This window comes from Gilliamella bombicola, from assembly GCF_900094945.1.
GTDB lineage: Bacteria > Pseudomonadota > Gammaproteobacteria > Enterobacterales > Orbaceae > Gilliamella > Gilliamella bombicola.
Genome location: NZ_FMAQ01000012.1, coordinates 23,346 through 39,853 on the forward strand (window position 1 = coordinate 23,346; position 16,508 = coordinate 39,853).

16 protein-coding genes are annotated in these 16,508 nt (G+C 35.6%); 4 read left to right on the forward strand and 12 right to left on the reverse strand.

Translation table 11 applies throughout. The features are described 5' to 3' along the window. Window positions 1-12: 12 nt before the first annotated feature. The 7 genes from rpoB to pgk all read right to left on the reverse strand — a co-directional run bounded on the left by rpoB (window position 13) and on the right by pgk (window position 9,081). Window positions 13-4,041, reverse strand: coding sequence for a DNA-directed RNA polymerase subunit beta (rpoB, locus tag GA0061081_RS08940; protein WP_091350031.1), 4,029 nt, complete (start codon window positions 4,039-4,041; stop codon window positions 13-15). A gap of 247 nt (window positions 4,042-4,288) precedes the next feature. Beyond that, window positions 4,289-4,657, reverse strand: a complete 369-nt coding sequence (rplL, locus tag GA0061081_RS08945; RefSeq protein WP_085247025.1) for a 50S ribosomal protein L7/L12 — start codon at window positions 4,655-4,657, stop codon at window positions 4,289-4,291. A 59-nt stretch (window positions 4,658-4,716) separates the two neighbouring features. Continuing rightward, window positions 4,717-5,214 (reverse strand): 50S ribosomal protein L10, encoded by a 498-nt coding sequence (gene rplJ / locus GA0061081_RS08950; protein WP_065635705.1) that lies wholly within the window; start codon window positions 5,212-5,214, stop codon window positions 4,717-4,719. A 229-nt stretch (window positions 5,215-5,443) separates the two neighbouring features. After that, the gene (rplA, locus tag GA0061081_RS08955; RefSeq protein ID WP_091350034.1) at window positions 5,444-6,145 is read right to left on the reverse strand and encodes a 50S ribosomal protein L1; all 702 of its coding nucleotides are present in this window, start codon (window positions 6,143-6,145) and stop codon (window positions 5,444-5,446) included. Window positions 6,146-6,148: 3 nt separating this feature from the next. Then, window positions 6,149-6,577, reverse strand: a complete 429-nt coding sequence (gene rplK / locus GA0061081_RS08960) for a 50S ribosomal protein L11 (protein WP_034884321.1) — start codon at window positions 6,575-6,577, stop codon at window positions 6,149-6,151. Window positions 6,578-6,764: 187 nt separating this feature from the next. Continuing rightward, window positions 6,765-7,844: a class II fructose-bisphosphate aldolase gene (gene fbaA, locus GA0061081_RS08965; RefSeq protein ID WP_091350037.1), complete on the reverse strand. Its 1,080-nt coding sequence runs from the start codon at window positions 7,842-7,844 to the stop codon at window positions 6,765-6,767. Window positions 7,845-7,917: 73 nt separating this feature from the next. Continuing rightward, window positions 7,918-9,081: a phosphoglycerate kinase gene (gene pgk, locus GA0061081_RS08970; RefSeq protein WP_091350041.1), complete on the reverse strand. Its 1,164-nt coding sequence runs from the start codon at window positions 9,079-9,081 to the stop codon at window positions 7,918-7,920. Between the two features lie 224 nt (window positions 9,082-9,305). Between pgk and rpsT the strand changes: the two genes are divergently transcribed. The 4 genes from rpsT (at window position 9,306) to dtd (ending at window position 11,615) form a co-directional block, all read left to right on the forward strand. Next, entirely contained in the window at window positions 9,306-9,569 is a 264-nt protein-coding gene (gene rpsT, locus GA0061081_RS08975) for a 30S ribosomal protein S20 (RefSeq protein ID WP_091350046.1), read from the forward strand. 197 nt (window positions 9,570-9,766) lie between these two features. After that, the gene (locus GA0061081_RS08980) at window positions 9,767-10,321 is read left to right on the forward strand and encodes an SPOR domain-containing protein (protein WP_141683360.1); all 555 of its coding nucleotides are present in this window, start codon (window positions 9,767-9,769) and stop codon (window positions 10,319-10,321) included. A gap of 6 nt (window positions 10,322-10,327) precedes the next feature. Then, entirely contained in the window at window positions 10,328-11,173 is an 846-nt protein-coding gene (locus GA0061081_RS08985; RefSeq protein WP_091350051.1) for a virulence factor BrkB family protein, read from the forward strand. A gap of 7 nt (window positions 11,174-11,180) precedes the next feature. Then, entirely contained in the window at window positions 11,181-11,615 is a 435-nt protein-coding gene (gene dtd / locus GA0061081_RS08990; RefSeq protein ID WP_091350054.1) for a D-aminoacyl-tRNA deacylase, read from the forward strand. Between the two features lie 95 nt (window positions 11,616-11,710). Here the strand turns inward: dtd and metA are convergent, their stop codons facing one another. From metA to GA0061081_RS09015, 5 genes are all read right to left on the reverse strand, one after another. Next, a complete protein-coding gene (gene metA, locus GA0061081_RS08995) occupies window positions 11,711-12,643 on the reverse strand; it encodes a homoserine O-acetyltransferase MetA (RefSeq protein WP_091350058.1) in 933 nt (310 codons plus the stop codon). Between the two features lie 196 nt (window positions 12,644-12,839). Next, window positions 12,840-13,652 (reverse strand): peptide ABC transporter ATP-binding protein, encoded by an 813-nt coding sequence (locus GA0061081_RS09000; RefSeq protein ID WP_091350062.1) that lies wholly within the window; start codon window positions 13,650-13,652, stop codon window positions 12,840-12,842. A 22-nt stretch (window positions 13,653-13,674) separates the two neighbouring features. Then, complete coding sequence (locus GA0061081_RS09005; protein ID WP_091350065.1) at window positions 13,675-14,664, reverse strand: peptide ABC transporter ATP-binding protein; 990 nt, start codon at window positions 14,662-14,664, stop codon at window positions 13,675-13,677. Between the two features lie 2 nt (window positions 14,665-14,666). After that, the gene (locus GA0061081_RS09010; RefSeq protein WP_167349342.1) at window positions 14,667-15,506 is read right to left on the reverse strand and encodes an ABC transporter permease subunit; all 840 of its coding nucleotides are present in this window, start codon (window positions 15,504-15,506) and stop codon (window positions 14,667-14,669) included. 13 nt (window positions 15,507-15,519) lie between these two features. Next, window positions 15,520-16,455, reverse strand: a complete 936-nt coding sequence (locus GA0061081_RS09015; protein ID WP_091350072.1) for an ABC transporter permease subunit — start codon at window positions 16,453-16,455, stop codon at window positions 15,520-15,522. Window positions 16,456-16,508 lie beyond the last annotated feature (53 nt).

Below are 16,508 nucleotides of genomic sequence, written 5' to 3' on the forward strand. Positions count from 1 at the left end.
AGTTAGCAAAAATTACTCTTCATCTAACTCAATATTAATGCCTAGCGAACGGATCTCTTTTAATAGTACATTAAATGATTCTGGGATCGCAGGCTCCATACGATGATCACCATCTACAATATTTTTATACATCTTAGTACGGCCGTTTACGTCATCTGATTTAACGGTTAACATTTCTTGTAAAGTATAAGCTGCACCATATGCTTCAAGTGCCCATACTTCCATCTCACCAAAACGTTGACCACCAAATTGAGCTTTACCACCCAATGGTTGTTGAGTAACCAGACTGTATGAACCAGTAGAGCGGGCATGCATTTTGTCATCAACTAAGTGATTCAATTTAAGCATGTACATATAACCTACAGTAACTGGACGTTCAAATTGTTCACCTGTACGACCGTCATACAACGTAATTTGACCAGAAGTCGGCAAATCACCCAGCTCTAGTAAGGCTTTAATTTCTTGCTCTTTGGCACCATCAAACACAGGTGTTGCTAGTGGCATACCATTACGCAAGTTTTGTGCTAAATTCATGACTTCTTGATCAGTAAATTCTGCTACATTAACTTTTTGTGCAGCCCCTAAGCCAAGATCATACGCTTTTTGAATAAACTCACGTAATTTAGCTAACTCTTGCTGTTCTTTTAACATAGCATCAATCTTCTGACCAATACCTTTAGCAGCCATACCCAAGTGAGTTTCTAGGATCTGTCCAATATTCATACGAGATGGAACACCTAGTGGATTTAATACGATATCGACCGGACGACCTTTATCATCATATGGCATATCTTCAATTGGGTTAATTTTAGAGATAACCCCTTTGTTACCATGACGACCAGCCATCTTATCACCAGGCTGAATTTGACGTTTAACCGCTAAGTAAACTTTCACTATTTTGAGCACACCTGGTTGTAAATCATCACCTTGTGTGATCTTCATGCGTTTAGCTTCAAGTTTTTTATTAAACTCAGCTTTGATCTCTTCGTGCTGTTCAGCAAGTTGTTCTAATTGAGCTTGTTTATCTTCATTTGCAATACCGATTGTTAACCATTTTTCACGTGGTAAAGCATCTAATTTATCAGCGCTGATTCCACCTGAAATTAGTACATCACGAATACGAGCAAATAATGCAGCCTCTAAGATTTTAAGTTCTTCAGTTAAATCTTTTCTTGCCTGTTTAAGTTGCATCTCTTCGATTTCAAGCGCACGTTTATCTTTTTGTACACCATCACGAGTAAACACTTGAACATCAATAACTGTACCTGAAACACCATTAGGCACGCGCAATGAAGTATCTTTAACATCAGAGGCTTTTTCACCAAAAATTGCACGCAGTAATTTTTCTTCTGGCGTTAATTGTGTTTCACCTTTAGGTGTCACTTTACCGACCAAAATATCGCCACCTTGGACTTCAGCACCGATATAAACGATACCTGATTCATCAAGTTTAGATAGTGCAGCTTCACCCACATTTGGAATATCAGCGGTAATCTCTTCTGCGCCTAACTTTGTATCACGAGAAATACAAGATAATTCTTGAATATGAATTGATGTAAAACGGTCATCTTGTACCACTTTTTCAGAAACTAAAATAGAATCCTCAAAGTTATAACCATTCCATGGCATGAAAGCCACTCGCATGTTTTGACCTAATGCTAACTCACCTAAGTCTGTTGATGGACCATCGGCAAGCACATCGCCACGTTCAACTTTTTCGCCTAATTCTACACATGGAATTTGATTGATACATGTGTTTTGGTTAGAACGGGTATATTTAGTTAAGTTATAAATATCAATACCTGTTTCACCGGCATATATTTCATCAGCGTTAACATTAACCACTATACGTGATGCATCAACATATTGAACTGTACCACCACGGCGAGCAACGGCTGTTACACCTGAGTCAACCGCAACAGCACGCTCCATCCCGGTTCCAACAAACGGTTTTTCCGCTTTCAACGTTGGTACTGCCTGACGTTGCATGTTCGCACCCATTAAGGCACGGTTCGCATCATCATGTTCAAGGAATGGAATTAATGATGCACCAACTGATACGATTTGTTGGGTTGATACGTCCATATAATGAACTTGCTCTGGGCTATATAAGCCTGACTCACCGTTTAAGCGACAAGTCACTAAGTCTTCTTTAAAACGACCATCTTCATCAAGGTTTGAGTTTGCCTGAGCAATCACAAATTCACTTTCATCAATTGCTGATAAATAATTAATTTCGTCAGTTACAATACCATCAATTACTCGACGATATGGTGTTTCCAAAAATCCATACTCATTGGTACGAGCATAAACCGCTAATGAGTTAATTAAACCAATGTTTGGACCTTCAGGCGTTTCAATTGGACATACACGACCGTAATGCGTTGGATGTACGTCACGTACTTCAAACCCCGCTCGTTCACGCGTTAAACCACCTGGACCTAATGCTGAAATACGACGTTTATGCGTAATTTCAGATAATGGATTGTTTTGGTCCATAAATTGAGATAGCTGGCTTGAGCCAAAAAATTCACGAATCGCTGCTGAAATTGGTTTAGCATTAATCATATCTTGTGGCATTAGTGAATCAAGATCACCTAAAGATAAGCGCTCTTTCACTGCTCGCTCAACACGAACTAAACCAATACGGAATTGGTTTTCTGCCATTTCGCCAACACTACGAATACGGCGATTACCTAAATGATCGATATCATCGACTTCACCGTGACCGTTACGAATAGCGATCAATTTCTTCATTACATCAACGATATCATCTTTCGTTAAAACGCTTTCGCCTTCAATATCATCACGCCCTAAAGAACGGTTAAATTTCATACGACCAACAGCCGATAAATCGTAACGTTCGTCAGAGAAGAATAAATTATCAAATAACCCTTCAGCTGCTTCTTTCGTTGGTGGCTCGCCCGGACGCATCATACGATAAATTTCAACTAATGCACCTAATCGGTCACGAGTCGAATCAACATTTAATGTTTCAGAAATAAATGCACCATGATCTAAATCATTAGTGAATAAGGTTTCTATTTTTTTATATCCAGCATTGGTTAATTGAAGTAATAGCTCTAATGAGATCGGTGTATTAGCAAAAGCAATTACTTCACCAGTGTCTTCATTAACATAATTTTTAGCAAGAACTTTATTAACAATATATTCGACTGGAACATCAATTTTACTAACTTTATCTTTTTCTAATTCACGAATGTGACGAGCAGTAATACGACGGCCTTTTTCAGCATAAATTTTACCTTTTGATTCAATATCAAATAGCGCTGTATCACCACGTAAACGCTCTGGAACAAGATCCATTTTTAATTTAGACTTGCCAACTTCAAAAATAGTTTTCTCAAAGAAGATATCTAAAATTTCTTCTGTTTCATAACCTAACGCACGCAAAATGATTGTTGCAGGAAGTTTACGACGACGGTCAATACGAGCAAAAAGATTATCTTTTGGATCAAATTCAAAATCAAGCCAAGAGCCACGATAAGGAATAATCCGAGCATTATATAAAACTTTACCAGAAGAGTGTGTTTTACCTTTATCGCTATCAAAGAACACACCAGGACTACGATGTAATTGTGAAACAATAACACGCTCTGTACCATTGATCACAAATGTACCATTATCCGTCATTAAAGGAATCTCGCCCATATAGACATCTTGCTCTTTAATATCTTTAACTGTTCCTTCTGGCGCATCTTTATCATAAATAACTAAACGTAATTTTACGCGCAACGGTGCTGAGTAAGTGATCCCTCTAATTTGACATTCTTTAACATCAAACACAGGTTCGCCCATCTTAAAGCTCACATATTGTAACTCAGCGTTACCACTATAACTTTTTATCGGAAATATTGAACGGAATGCAGCTTCTAAGCCATATTGTCCTTCTGGATCTTGCTCAATAAATTTCTGGAACGAATCAAGTTGAATAGAAAGAAGATACGGTATATCCAAGACTTGTGGACGCTTACCAAAATTCTTACGAATTCGTTTTTTCTCGGTATAAGAGTAAACCATTAGTTCCTCAACTTGCTTATCTGCTATTTTAGCATGATTAAATATTCATCAGGAATACTACCACTAAATTGATAACACCTGACACCTCATCGAAAATATCTATAAATATCAATTGATTAGGCTTAATAAATATACTATTTCTTTATTACTTTTATTGATAATCTTCAAATAAAATTCTTTAACTTGTTATAGCGCAAAAAGGCTGGAGGTATAAAACCCCCAGCCATTTGCCTCGTTGTCGATAAACTTATTTAAGTTCAACAACTGCACCTGATTCTTCAAGCGCTTTTTTAAGTTCTTCAGCATCAGCTTTGCTAACGCCTTCTTTAACTGTTGCTGGAGCTGATTCAACAAGATCTTTAGCTTCTTTTAAGCCTAAACCTGTTGCACCACGAACTGCTTTGATAACAGCTACTTTATTAGCACCAACATCTTTTAAGATTACATCAAATTCAGTTTTTTCTTCTGCTGCTTCTGCTGGACCTGCTGCTGCAACTGCAACCGCTGCCGCTGCAGAAACACCGAATTTTTCTTCCATCATTGATACAAGTTCAACAACGTCCATAACAGACATTTCAGCAACTGCATCTAAAATTTGTTCTTTAGTGATAGACATAATATAGTTTCCCAAATTTACATTTTTTTAATTGATAAAATTCACAATCAAACTGCCAATTAAGCAGCTTCTTTTTGATCGCGAACCGCTGCAAGAGTACGAACCAATTTGCCAGCTGCGGCTTCTTTCATGGTTGACATCAAGCGAGCTAATGCTTCTTCATAAGTAGGTAATGTTGCTAAGCGATCAATGTTCGCTGCAGTAATTAACTCACCTTCAAAGGCTGCGGCTTTAATCTCAAATTTATCATTTTCTTTCGCAAACGCCTTAAAAAGACGTGCTGCAGCACCTGGGTGCTCATTTGAAAATGCAATTAGAGTTGGACCTACAAACGTATCTTTTAAACACTCGTATTGAGTACCCTCAACAACACGGCGTAATAGCGTATTACGAACAACACGCATATAAACACCCGCTTCACGAGCAGATTTACGTAATGCAGTCATTTTTTCTACAGTTACGCCACGAGAATCAGCAACAACTGCAGATAGCGCACCTTTGGCGATTTCATTAACTTCAGCAACAATTTCTTGTTTATTTTGAAGATTTAGTGCCATTGGTATTGCTCCTGGATTACACTAGGCAAAAGCCTAGACTAATTTTCACTAGCTACAAATGTAGCTAGCACAATCACGATGAGCAGAATCCTTCTATTATATCTTATCAGGTTCTGTCACCGTCTACGTAGGAAAATTAAGCAGTCAAATTTCAACTACACCTACGGTCTTGGACGGGGTCTGGTTAAGGCCAGACACCAACCGATTTTTTTGTTTAACTATAAAATAATTAAACAGTTGCATTTAATGTTGCTTGATCAATTGCAACACCAGCGCCCATTGTAGTTGAAAGACTTACTTTCTTAACAAAGACACCTTTAGAAGATGCTGGTTTTGCACGTTTTAGGGCAACAAGTAATGCTTCTAAATTTTCTTTAAGCTTATCTGCATCAAAATCAGCTTTACCGATAGTAGTATGGATAATACCATTTTTATCATTACGGTAACGAACTTGACCAGCTTTAGCATTTTTTACAGCTTCAGCAACGTTAGGGGTAACAGTTCCAACTTTAGGGTTTGGCATTAAACCACGTGGTCCTAAAATTTGACCTAATTGACCAACAACACGCATAGCGTCAGGTGATGCAATAACAACATCAAAATCCATTTCACCTTTTTTGATTTGATCAGCAAGATCGTCCATACCCACTAATTCAGCGCCAGCTTCTTTAGCGGCTTCTGCATTTGCTCCTTGAGTAAATACGGCAACACGTACGCTACGTCCAGTACCGTGTGGAAGCACGATTGCGCCCCGAACATTTTGGTCTGATTTACGTGAATCAATACCTAAATTAACGGCAACATCAACACTTTCGGTAAATTTAGCGGTTGCAAGTTCTTTTAATAAAGCGATAGCTTCATTAATTTCGTATTGCTTAGTTGCATTTACTTTTTCGCGGATAAGTTTAGCTTTCTTAGATAATTTAGCCATGAATTAACCCTCCACTTCCAAGCCCATTGAACGCGCTGTTCCTTCAATAGAACGCATCATCGTTTCAATGGTAGCACCGTTCATATCTGCAGCTTTTAATTCAGCGATTTCGCGAATTTGAGCGCTTGTTACTTTACCTACTTTCTTTTTGTTAGGTTCACCAGAACCAGACTTAATTTTAGCAGCTTTCTTTAATAATACTGCTGCTGGAGGTGTTTTAGTAACAAATGTAAATGAACGATCAGAATAAACGGTAATTACAACAGGAATCGGTAAACCTTTTTCCATGCTTTCTGTTTTTGCATTAAACGCTTTACAGAATTCCATAATATTAACACCATGTTGACCAAGTGCTGGACCAACTGGCGGACTAGGATTTGCTGCACCAGCTGCTACTTGCAACTTGATGTAGGCTTGTACTTTTTTTGCCATTTTTAGTTTCCTTTGCTCGGGTGCAAACGCCTCTATTAATAATAATTATTAATAAATAGACAGCTCCCCTAAGTTAAATGAGGGCAAAATTATCCTATAACTAAAATAAAAATGCAAGACTTAATTTAATATAGGATAAATCAAAAGCAGGGCAATAGCCCTGTTTTAGTTTCAACAAACACAAAAATTACAGAACATTTATTGCGTTAAGTTCTTTAAATGCTAGCTCTAAACGCGCAATTAAAGAATCTTGTCCTTTACGTAACCATACGCGCGGATCATAGTATTTTTTGTTTGGTGCATCAATACCTTCTGGGTTACCTAATTGCCCTTGTAAATAAGCTTCATTTGCTTTGTAATAATCTAAAATACCAGACCAGTTTGCCCATTGTGTATCGGTATCAATATTCATTTTGATAACACCATAGCTTACTGCTTCAGCAATTTCTTCAGGTGTAGAACCTGAACCACCATGGAAAACAAAATTCAATGATTTTGCAGGTAAACTAAACTTCTCAGATACATATTTTTGTGAGTTATCTAAGATTTTAGGCGTTAATTTAACATTACCTGGCTTATAAACACCATGAACATTACCAAATGATGCTGCAATAGTAAAACGAGGACTAATAGCACTTAAACGCTCATAAGCGTATGCCACATCTTCTGGTTGAGTATAAAGTGCCGAGCTATCCATATGGCTGTTATCAACACCATCTTCCTCACCACCAGTACACCCCAACTCTAATTCCAAAGTCATTTTCATTGCAGACATACGAGCAAGATACTGACAACAAATGTCAATATTATCCTTTAATGTTTCTTCTGAAAGATCAATCATATGAGAAGAAAACAAAGGTTTACCTGTTTTAGCAAAATGAGTTTCACCGGCCTCAAGTAAACCATCAATCCATGGGAGTAATTTTTTAGCACAGTGATCGGTATGAACAATAACTGGAACACCGTATTTTTCAGCCATAAGATGAACATGTTTTGCACCAGAAATTGCCCCTAGAATAGCACACTCTTGACCATCTAATTTTAAGCCCTTACCGGCAATAAATTGAGCTCCACCGTTAGAGAATTGGACAATAACAGGAGAACCTACTTTTGCCGCTGTTTCAATAACAGCATTGATTGTATTAGTATCGACACAATTAACTGCGGGTAATGCAAAATTATTTTCGCGAGCGATTTGAAATACTTTTTGAACATCATCACCAGTTACTACACCAGGTTTAACGACATCAGAAATCTTTGTAGTCATTTTGTTACCTATAAATTTATCTATATAAAAATAAAGGATGAGTCTTTTCCCCATCCTTCCTATTGAACCAATATTACGCTTTTGCTCTAGCCTCTAACATGGCTACAGCAGGCAGTTTTTTACCTTCAACAAATTCAAGGAAGGCACCACCACCGGTTGAAATATAAGAAATTTTATCTTCAATACCAAATAAATCAATTGCTGCTAAAGTATCACCACCACCCGCGATTGAAAATCCTTGGCTATCAGCAATTGCTTTAGCGACAATTTCAGTTCCACGACGGAAATTAGCAAATTCAAAAACACCGACAGGACCATTCCACAAAATGGTTTTAGCATTTTTAATGATATCAGCCAATACCTCTGCTGATTTATCACCTAAATCAAGAATTTGTTCATTTTCTTTAACATCTTGAACTGACTTTTCAGTTGCAGTAGCTGTTTCGCTAAATTCAGTTGCAACACGCACATCAGTTGGGACAGGGATTTCACAGTTCGCCATTAATTTTTTAGCTTCAGGAATAAGATCTGCTTCGTAAAGTGATTTGCCTACATTATAACCTTCAGCAGCAATAAAGGTATTAGCAATACCACCACCGACAATAATTTGATCAGCAATTTTCGATAAAGAATCAAGTACGGTTAATTTTGTTGATACTTTAGAGCCAGCAACAATAGCCACCATTGGTCTTGCTGGATTATCTAGCGCTTTACCTAAAGCATCAAGTTCAGCTGCTAATAATGGACCTGCACAAGCAACTGGCGCAAATTTACCTGCACCGTGAGTTGAAGCTTGAGCACGGTGAGCCGTACCAAACGCATCCATCACATAAATATCACAAAGCGCGGCATATTTTTTAGATAAAGTTTCATCATCTTTACCTTCACCAACATTAAAACGGACGTTCTCAAGAACAACCAATTCGCCTTCTTTTACATCCACGCCATTAAGGTAATCTTTCACTAAACGGACAGGGAATGACACATGTTCTTTTAAATAATCAACAACAGGTTGTAGTGAAAACTCTGGATTATATTCACCTTCGGTTGGACGACCAATATGAGAGGTAACCATTACTTTAGCGCCTTTTTTAATGGCTTCCTCAATAGTAGGTAATGATGCTTTAATACGCGCATCCGAAGTAACCTTACCGTTTTTTACCGGTACATTAAGATCTGAGCGAATAAACAAACGTTTTCCTTTTAGATCAAGATCTTGCATTCTAATAATAGACATGATACTTCCTCTTGTAAAATATAAATAAAATAAAACTTTTACTATTCTAACATAAAATTTCTTTTTAGGTTATAGACATTATTGGTCGAATAGTAAACATTTATCGTAAACTAAAAATAATCAATTATAATTTTTTATACAACAGCATTGACAATAGAAAGAAAATCAGGCATATTCTGCGACCTTATTAATATCTAATTTTTATCTAAACTTGGGAGTTGACTTTGGCTAATATCAAATCAGCTAAGAAACGTGCGGTTCAATCCGAAAAACGCCGTAAACATAATGCTAGCAACCGTTCAATGATGCGTACTTATATTAAAAAAGTTTACGCAGCTGTTGCAGCTGGTGATAAACAAACAGCTGAAGTAGCATTCAAAGACATGCAAGCAGTTGTTGACCGTCAAGCGGCTCGTGGCTTAATTCACAAAAATAAAGCTGCACGCCATAAAGCAAATTTAATTAAGCAAATTAAAGCATTGGGTTAATAGCTTTATTTGTGAAATGTTAACTATCATAGTTAAAGAAAAATGACAAAAAGTGGTGTAAACCACTTTTTTTATTTGTATACTAATTATTTATGTAATGTTAATAAAATAGAAGAGAGTCTATTGTGGTTCAGCGTGATTATGTTAGAAAAAAGAGCCAGTCAAAAAAAAATAAGTCACGAAATAAGCCTAATTTAATGATATTTTTGGCTATTATTGTCATTATTCTATTTTCTGCTATTCTCTATTTTGTTGTGAATAATACACCTAAAAAAACCGTTGAAGCACCAAAAGCAAAAACTCAACCTCCAACGATAACTCTACCAGAGCAACCTCAAGAGCGTTGGACATATCTTAAAGAGTTAGAAACTCCTAATGCAAACTACTCTTCAACATCAAATTCAGTTGCGAGTGAAAGGCAGCAAATCTTAGATAGTTTTATTAATAATACTCAGACTACCGCATCTTCCTCGAAAGAAAACTCAGTAACACAAAATCAAACAACAAATATAACATCATCGCCAGCACAAACTGTTACCAATAAATGGTTACTACAATGCGGTGCATTTAAAGATAAATCTAATGCTGATACACTAAGGGCTAAGCTTGCAATGACTGGTATTAGTGCCAATATTTCTCCGGGCCAGTTGTATCGAGTCACGGTAGGACCATATACCAACAAAAAAGAAGCAGATAAGGCATTAAACTCATTAAATAGTAATGGGATTAATAATTGTGTCATTTCTAACTAGAAAAAAATGATGAAATCACTTAAGCAAATACAGCTCTTTATGAAAATGTTATGGAATCGTATTAACCATGATCGTCTAACGACCTCATCTGCTGAGCTTGCTTATACTACAATACTTGCACTAGTACCTCTTATTACTGTTATTTTTTCCTTATTGTCAGCTTTCCCGATTTTTAATGAGGCTAGTCTTTCATTAAAACAATTGATTTATAACAATCTTGTTCCCACAGCTAGTGATTCTATTCAAAATTACCTAGAACAATTTATCGCCAATACTAAAAAAATGACTTTTTTAGGAGTAATTGGCTTAATTGTTACATCACTATTGCTAATTAACTCGATTAATACAACACTTAACCATATTTGGAAGACCAAACGAAAACGTTCCTTCATGTATAACCTAACCATATACTGGACAATTTTAACCTTAGGCCCTATCTTAGTTGGAGCAAGTATAGCGGTGAGTTCTTACATATTCTCACTAAATTGGTTTTCGACAGCTACAACAGACACTGTTTTACTTAGTACCCTCCCCTTTATTATTTCTGTATTCGGATTTTGGTTACTTTATAGCATTATTCCGACCGAGTCTGTACCTTTTAAAGAATCCATGATAGGGGCATTTGTAGCTGCAATATTATTTGAATTAGGCAAACGAGCGTTTGCGCTTTATGTTACTTCATTTCCAACATACCAACTCATTTACGGAGTAGTATCATCTATTCCCATCATGTTAGTTTGGATCTACTGTTCGTGGTGTATTATACTGTTTGGCGCTGAGTTTGCTGCAACTTTAACTGACTATAACCAACGAAAAAAACACATTACTAAGAATCAACCTTTACCAGAGTAATTAATTTATGATCGCCTTAATCCAACGAGTAAACCAAGCTAGTGTTACAGTAAACAATAACATTATTGGAAAGATTAATCAGGGGTTACTAATTTTACTCGGTGTTGAACAAAGTGATGACGAACAAAAAGCAATTCGTTTATGTGAAAAAGTATTAGGCTATCGGATTTTTAGTGATAGTGAAGGAAAAATGAATTTAAACGTTAAGCAAGCTAATGGTGAAGTGTTAGTAGTTTCTCAATTCACTCTAGCGGCAGACACTAAAAAAGGAATGCGACCGAGTTTTACAAAAGGAGCCAAACCAGATGAAGCTGATAGGCTTTATCAATTTTTTGTCGAACAATGCAAACAACAGATAACGACACAAACAGGTCAATTTGCTGCTAATATGCAAGTATCATTAATTAATGATGGCCCTGTTACATTTTGGCTACAAGTTTAATCACATAACTAAAGCCATATTTAGTGAATATGCAATAACTTATCGAAATATTTAAAACCTCATAATTGATTATCTTTCAACATTTCTTATATCTATTAATCATCAATTGTTAAATTTCGAGTAGTTAAATCAAATGGTGTTAACTGATAAACATAATAATTAAGCCAATTACTAAATAATAAATAAGCATGGCTACGCCATGTAGCTTTTGGTGTTAAATGAGGATTATTATTAGGGAAATAATTAAACGGCATATCAGGATGAATACCTGCATTTAAGTCTCGATAGTATTCATTTGCCAGTGTTGTAGAGTCATATTCAGGATGACCGGTCACAAATACCATCCGCTTATCTGTGGTTGCCATCAAATAAGGACCAGTAATATCCGATTCAGCTAAAATAATTAAATCAGTATATTTTTTTATTTTATCTATAGGGAAATCAGCATATCGCGAATGAGGAGCTAGAAAAGTATCGTCAAAACCGCGTGTTAAAATAGCATTAGGTTGATTATTTTGATGTTGATAAACACCAGATAGTTTTTGGGTACGGGTAAATTTTGGTAAATCATATAATACATTCAAAGCAGCCTGAACCCCCCAACAAACAAACATGGTTGAAGTAACATGCTCTTTCGCCCATGTTATAATTTCGGTTAATTTAGGCCAATACACAACATCAGAAAAAGCAACCTTACCTAGCGGTGCTCCCGTTATAATTAGTCCATCAAAATTCTGTTCACGAATATCATCAAAATCACAATAAAAACTATTTAAATGCTCGACAGGTGTATTTTTTGATTCGCGTTGATCAATACGCAATAACTGAATATTAACTTGTAAAGATGAGTTAGAAAGTAATCTTAAAAACTGGTTTTCAGTCTCGATTTTTTTAGGCATTAAGTTTAAAAAAAGAAGCTTAAGAGGACGAATTTCTTGAGTATTAGCGCGTGATGAAGTCATAACAAATACATTTTCATTACGTAATACATCAACAGCCGGTAATGAATCAGGAATACAAATAGGCATAACAAAAGCTCCTAAAAACGATAAGTTATTTTAAACCTCTAAAATAGACGTCTAGAAATCCATATAGCTAAATATAGTGCGTTTTAGATTATTTGTCGAGATTTTTATTGACAATATTAGAGATGAAATTTAAAACTAAATCATAATAGTAGATACATATATTATTGATGATTATAGGTGATAAAAGAGATCTTTCTTAAAAAGACCTTGTATCAGTACGCCAAGTATCAGCAGTCAGTGCTTCACCAAAATAGCTATTTATCAATTTTTGGGTAATATCATTTAAAGGTGAAGCTAATACTTCAGCAGTATTACCATACTCAACAAGATCTCCATTGTGCATAACTAAAATTTCGTCGCTAATATGTTTCATCATACCAATATCTTGTGTTACATAAATATAAGAAATATTTTGTTCAACTTGTAATGACAGCATCAAATTAACAATCTGTGAGCGCATCGAAATATCTAATGCAGCTAAAGCCTCATCAAGAATAATTACTTTGGGCTTTAAAATTAAAGCTCTTGCTAATGCCACACGTTGCTTTTGTCCTGCCGCCATCACTGAAGGATAATAAGAGGCGTGTTCGGGCAATAATCCAACTTGTTTTAATACACTACTAATTAGTTTTTCACGCTCATGGGCATCATAATGAGTATTACGTTTAAGTGGGATTTCTAACAATTGTCCAATACGCAATCTAGGATCGAATGAACTTTCAACATGCTGAAAAATCATTCTAATCAGTTGGCAACGATGACTATAATCGCCGTATTGAACTTTATTACCATCAATCCAGATATCACCGCTATCTGGTTTTATCATGCCTACTAACATTTTTGCCAATGTCGATTTTCCTGAGCCATTTTGTCCAATAATTGCCAGGGTTTTACCTTCATTAAGAGAAAACGATAATGTTTTCACCGCATCAATACGTAAATGCCCAAAAAAACCTTTATGGATTTTAAATTGCTTAGATAAGTTACGTACTTTTAATATTGGATTCATCGAGTATTCCTATTATTTACAGTTACTCATCAGTATTTAACGGAAAATGGCAGGCGAAAAAATGGTCTTTTATCGGTATTAATTCTGGTGCCAAAATACATTTTTTTTGGGCATAGGGACATCTTGGTCCTAATCGACATCCAATCGGTAAATGTTCAAGTGACGGAATAACACCAGGTAAGGTATTTAACGGACTTTTATGTGGCATCGCTTTGCCAAAATCAGGGATCGCATAAATTAAAGCCTGAGTATAAGGATGATAAGGAGATCTAATTAAATCTTCACTATCAGCAACTTCAACTGTTTGCCCACAATACAGCACATTAATACGATCTGTCCATCGAGTTACCATCTGCAAGTCATGATTAATAAGCAAAATAGTGGTACCCATATTTTGATTCATACTAGCCAGCAACCTAAAAATTTGTGCTTCAGTCGTTGCTTCCATCGCATTTGTTGGCTCATCTGCAATCAGTAACTTGGGTTGATTAGCCAATGCAATTGCAATCATCACTTTTTGACACTCGCCTTCGGTCAATTCGAATGGATAAGATTTTAATATCTCTTTATGATGTTTAATACCAACTCGGTGCAACAGTTCAATAGCACGGTTTTTACGCCAAAATAGCCGCTGCCACCAATGCCCTTTAAAGGTTCGTTTTGGTATAGCCTCAATCAATTGTTGACCAATTTTCATTGAAGGATCTAAACAAGATTGCGGTTCTTGGAATATCATCGAAATATTATCACTAATTACTTTTCGACGTTGTTTAGGAGTTAACTTTAGTAAATCAATATTATCAAAATAAAATCGATCAGCAGAAATTTTCCAATTATGATTAGTTACCCCTAAAATAGCTTTAGCGATAAGACTTTTCCCTGAGCCTGACTCACCAACTAAGCCTCGAATTTCGCCTTCAGACAACTTCAAATTAACGCGATCAATTGCGCGCAAAAGGCCATCGGGAGTAATAAACTCAATGGTTAAATTTCGAATGTCTAATAATGCCATAATTAAGTTCCTGCTCGCCGACCATATAATCCAAAGTTAAATAAATAAACAAAAATTATTGTAGCAGACACCGCAATTCCAGGAGATAGAAAGGCTAAATAATTAGAGGCAATAATATCTTTCATTTGAAACATCATCATGCCTAAATCAGGTCGGGAAACATCATTAGCAAAACCTAAAAAAGTTATAGTGGTAAGAGATAAAATGATTGAACCAAATAACGAAACAATCTCGGTCAAATAGATAGGTAAAATATTAGGTAAAATAAAACGATTTAAAATTGAAAATGAAGATAAGCCATCCAATCTATAAGCTGTAATATATGTCTTATTCCATTCATTAATAACGCGTTGATGAATATTGTAAATAAAGCGTGGAGTATAAGATAATCCAACCACCAATAACATATTAGTAATATCATCTTCTAACAATAAGCTAATCACAATCACACCAAGTAATGGGGGGACTACCATACAAAATTTAAAAATGAATAAAACAAAAGGACGTATCAACGATATAAAAAACATTAAATAATTAATTAATCCGCCAATGACAACTACATAAAATACCACTTTTAATGTCATTGAAATAGTTGAGCGATATCCAATTAGCAAATAATCAAAAATATCTTGTCCTTTCGCGTTCGTACCTAATATATGATTGATATCACCATTAATCCACCAAGCGGGAGGTAATAATGCAGGATAGGTAGGATTTAAATGGGCATGAAAAAACCATTTAGTTGATAATGCGACAAAAGTAATCGCCAATATGCCATAAAAACCAACAATTAAATAGAGATTACCATGTAGCCGACTAAAACATGACTTAATGTTTTTCATTAAACTAGCTAGCCTAAACATAATATTCCTTATGGCGCAAAGGATAAATTGCAATCGCCGAAATTTCGCCTAATAACGTTAATAAACTAATAACCGTCCCACAAGCTAAAATAGCAATAGAAATAATAAAATAATTATGATGATGATAAGCAATCATTACCCACTGCCCAAGTCCTGCTCGATTAAATAAAATTTCAATAACCATCGTTGAAAATAACAGCGTTGTTGTATTATAAGTCAACTGTGGAATAGTGGCTGGGATTGAATTGGGTAACAAATGTCGACGTAAAATTTTAAACGGTGAACGCTCACGAATAATCGCCATTTTTATAAAATTTTGTCTTGATGTGTTTTTTACATTTTGACCTATTAATTGAATGGTCATAATGCTTGGCTGAATAGCTAAAAGAATGATTGGTAAAATTAAATAATGAAATTGCTCAAACAACTCTTGCCATTTAGATGCTTTTGTTGAAGCCAAGATCTCCAGTAAAGAAGTCCCAGTAACTGATGGTGATATATCAAAATTCATCGATATAGTCCAAGTCGGCGACAGACAATACATAACAACAATAACTAACATAACGATAGGACAAGAATATAATAATAAAGACCCTAAGCGAATCATATTATTCAACCAGTTAATATTACTCAGTCCAAGAAAAATTCCTAAAGGTAATCCAACAAGTAGAGCTACGAATAAAGCAAGGATACAAAGTTCAAATGTAGCCAATAATGTCTGAAAAAAAAGTACTGTTTCCCCTGTTAACAACCTAAATTCACCTTGCAGCAACTGCTTAAAAAAAGCACTATAGGCATCAATAAAATTTAGATTATGAAAGTTAGACATTGAATAAGGAGTAAAATAAACTAAACAGAAGCTAATCTGAGCCAGTACGCAGATAATAAATAAAAACGTTACTATTCTCTTAAAAATATAGATAATCATTATTTATCTTTATCACTATTATAAATAAACAAAACACGGTGACAAACGCTCAC

Bases quoted from the DNA above. Each gene is read 5' to 3' on its own strand.
- rpoB (WP_091350031.1), bottom strand. From the start codon at position 4,041: ATGGTTTACTCTTATACCGAGAAAAAACGAATTCGTAAGAATTTTGGT.
- rplL (WP_085247025.1), bottom strand. From the start codon at position 4,657: ATGTCTATCACTAAAGAACAAATTTTAGATGCAGTTGCTGAAATGTCT.
- rplJ (WP_065635705.1), bottom strand. From the start codon at position 5,214: ATGGCACTAAATCTTCAAAATAAACAAGAAATTGTTGCTGAAGTTAAT.
- rplA (WP_091350034.1), bottom strand. From the start codon at position 6,145: ATGGCTAAATTATCTAAGAAAGCTAAACTTATCCGCGAAAAAGTAAAT.
- rplK (WP_034884321.1), bottom strand. From the start codon at position 6,577: ATGGCAAAAAAAGTACAAGCCTACATCAAGTTGCAAGTAGCAGCTGGT.
- fbaA (WP_091350037.1), bottom strand. From the start codon at position 7,844: ATGACTACAAAGATTTCTGATGTCGTTAAACCTGGTGTAGTAACTGGT.
- pgk (WP_091350041.1), bottom strand. From the start codon at position 9,081: ATGTCTATTATTAGAATGCAAGATCTTGATCTAAAAGGAAAACGTTTG.
- GA0061081_RS08980 (WP_141683360.1), top strand. From the start codon at position 9,767: ATGATATTTTTGGCTATTATTGTCATTATTCTATTTTCTGCTATTCTC.
- GA0061081_RS08985 (WP_091350051.1), top strand. From the start codon at position 10,328: ATGATGAAATCACTTAAGCAAATACAGCTCTTTATGAAAATGTTATGG.
- dtd (WP_091350054.1), top strand. From the start codon at position 11,181: ATGATCGCCTTAATCCAACGAGTAAACCAAGCTAGTGTTACAGTAAAC.
- metA (WP_091350058.1), bottom strand. From the start codon at position 12,643: ATGCCTATTTGTATTCCTGATTCATTACCGGCTGTTGATGTATTACGT.
- GA0061081_RS09000 (WP_091350062.1), bottom strand. From the start codon at position 13,652: ATGAATCCAATATTAAAAGTACGTAACTTATCTAAGCAATTTAAAATC.
- GA0061081_RS09005 (WP_091350065.1), bottom strand. From the start codon at position 14,664: ATGGCATTATTAGACATTCGAAATTTAACCATTGAGTTTATTACTCCC.
- GA0061081_RS09010 (WP_167349342.1), bottom strand. From the start codon at position 15,506: ATGAAAAACATTAAGTCATGTTTTAGTCGGCTACATGGTAATCTCTAT.
- GA0061081_RS09015 (WP_091350072.1), bottom strand. From the start codon at position 16,455: ATGATTATCTATATTTTTAAGAGAATAGTAACGTTTTTATTTATTATC.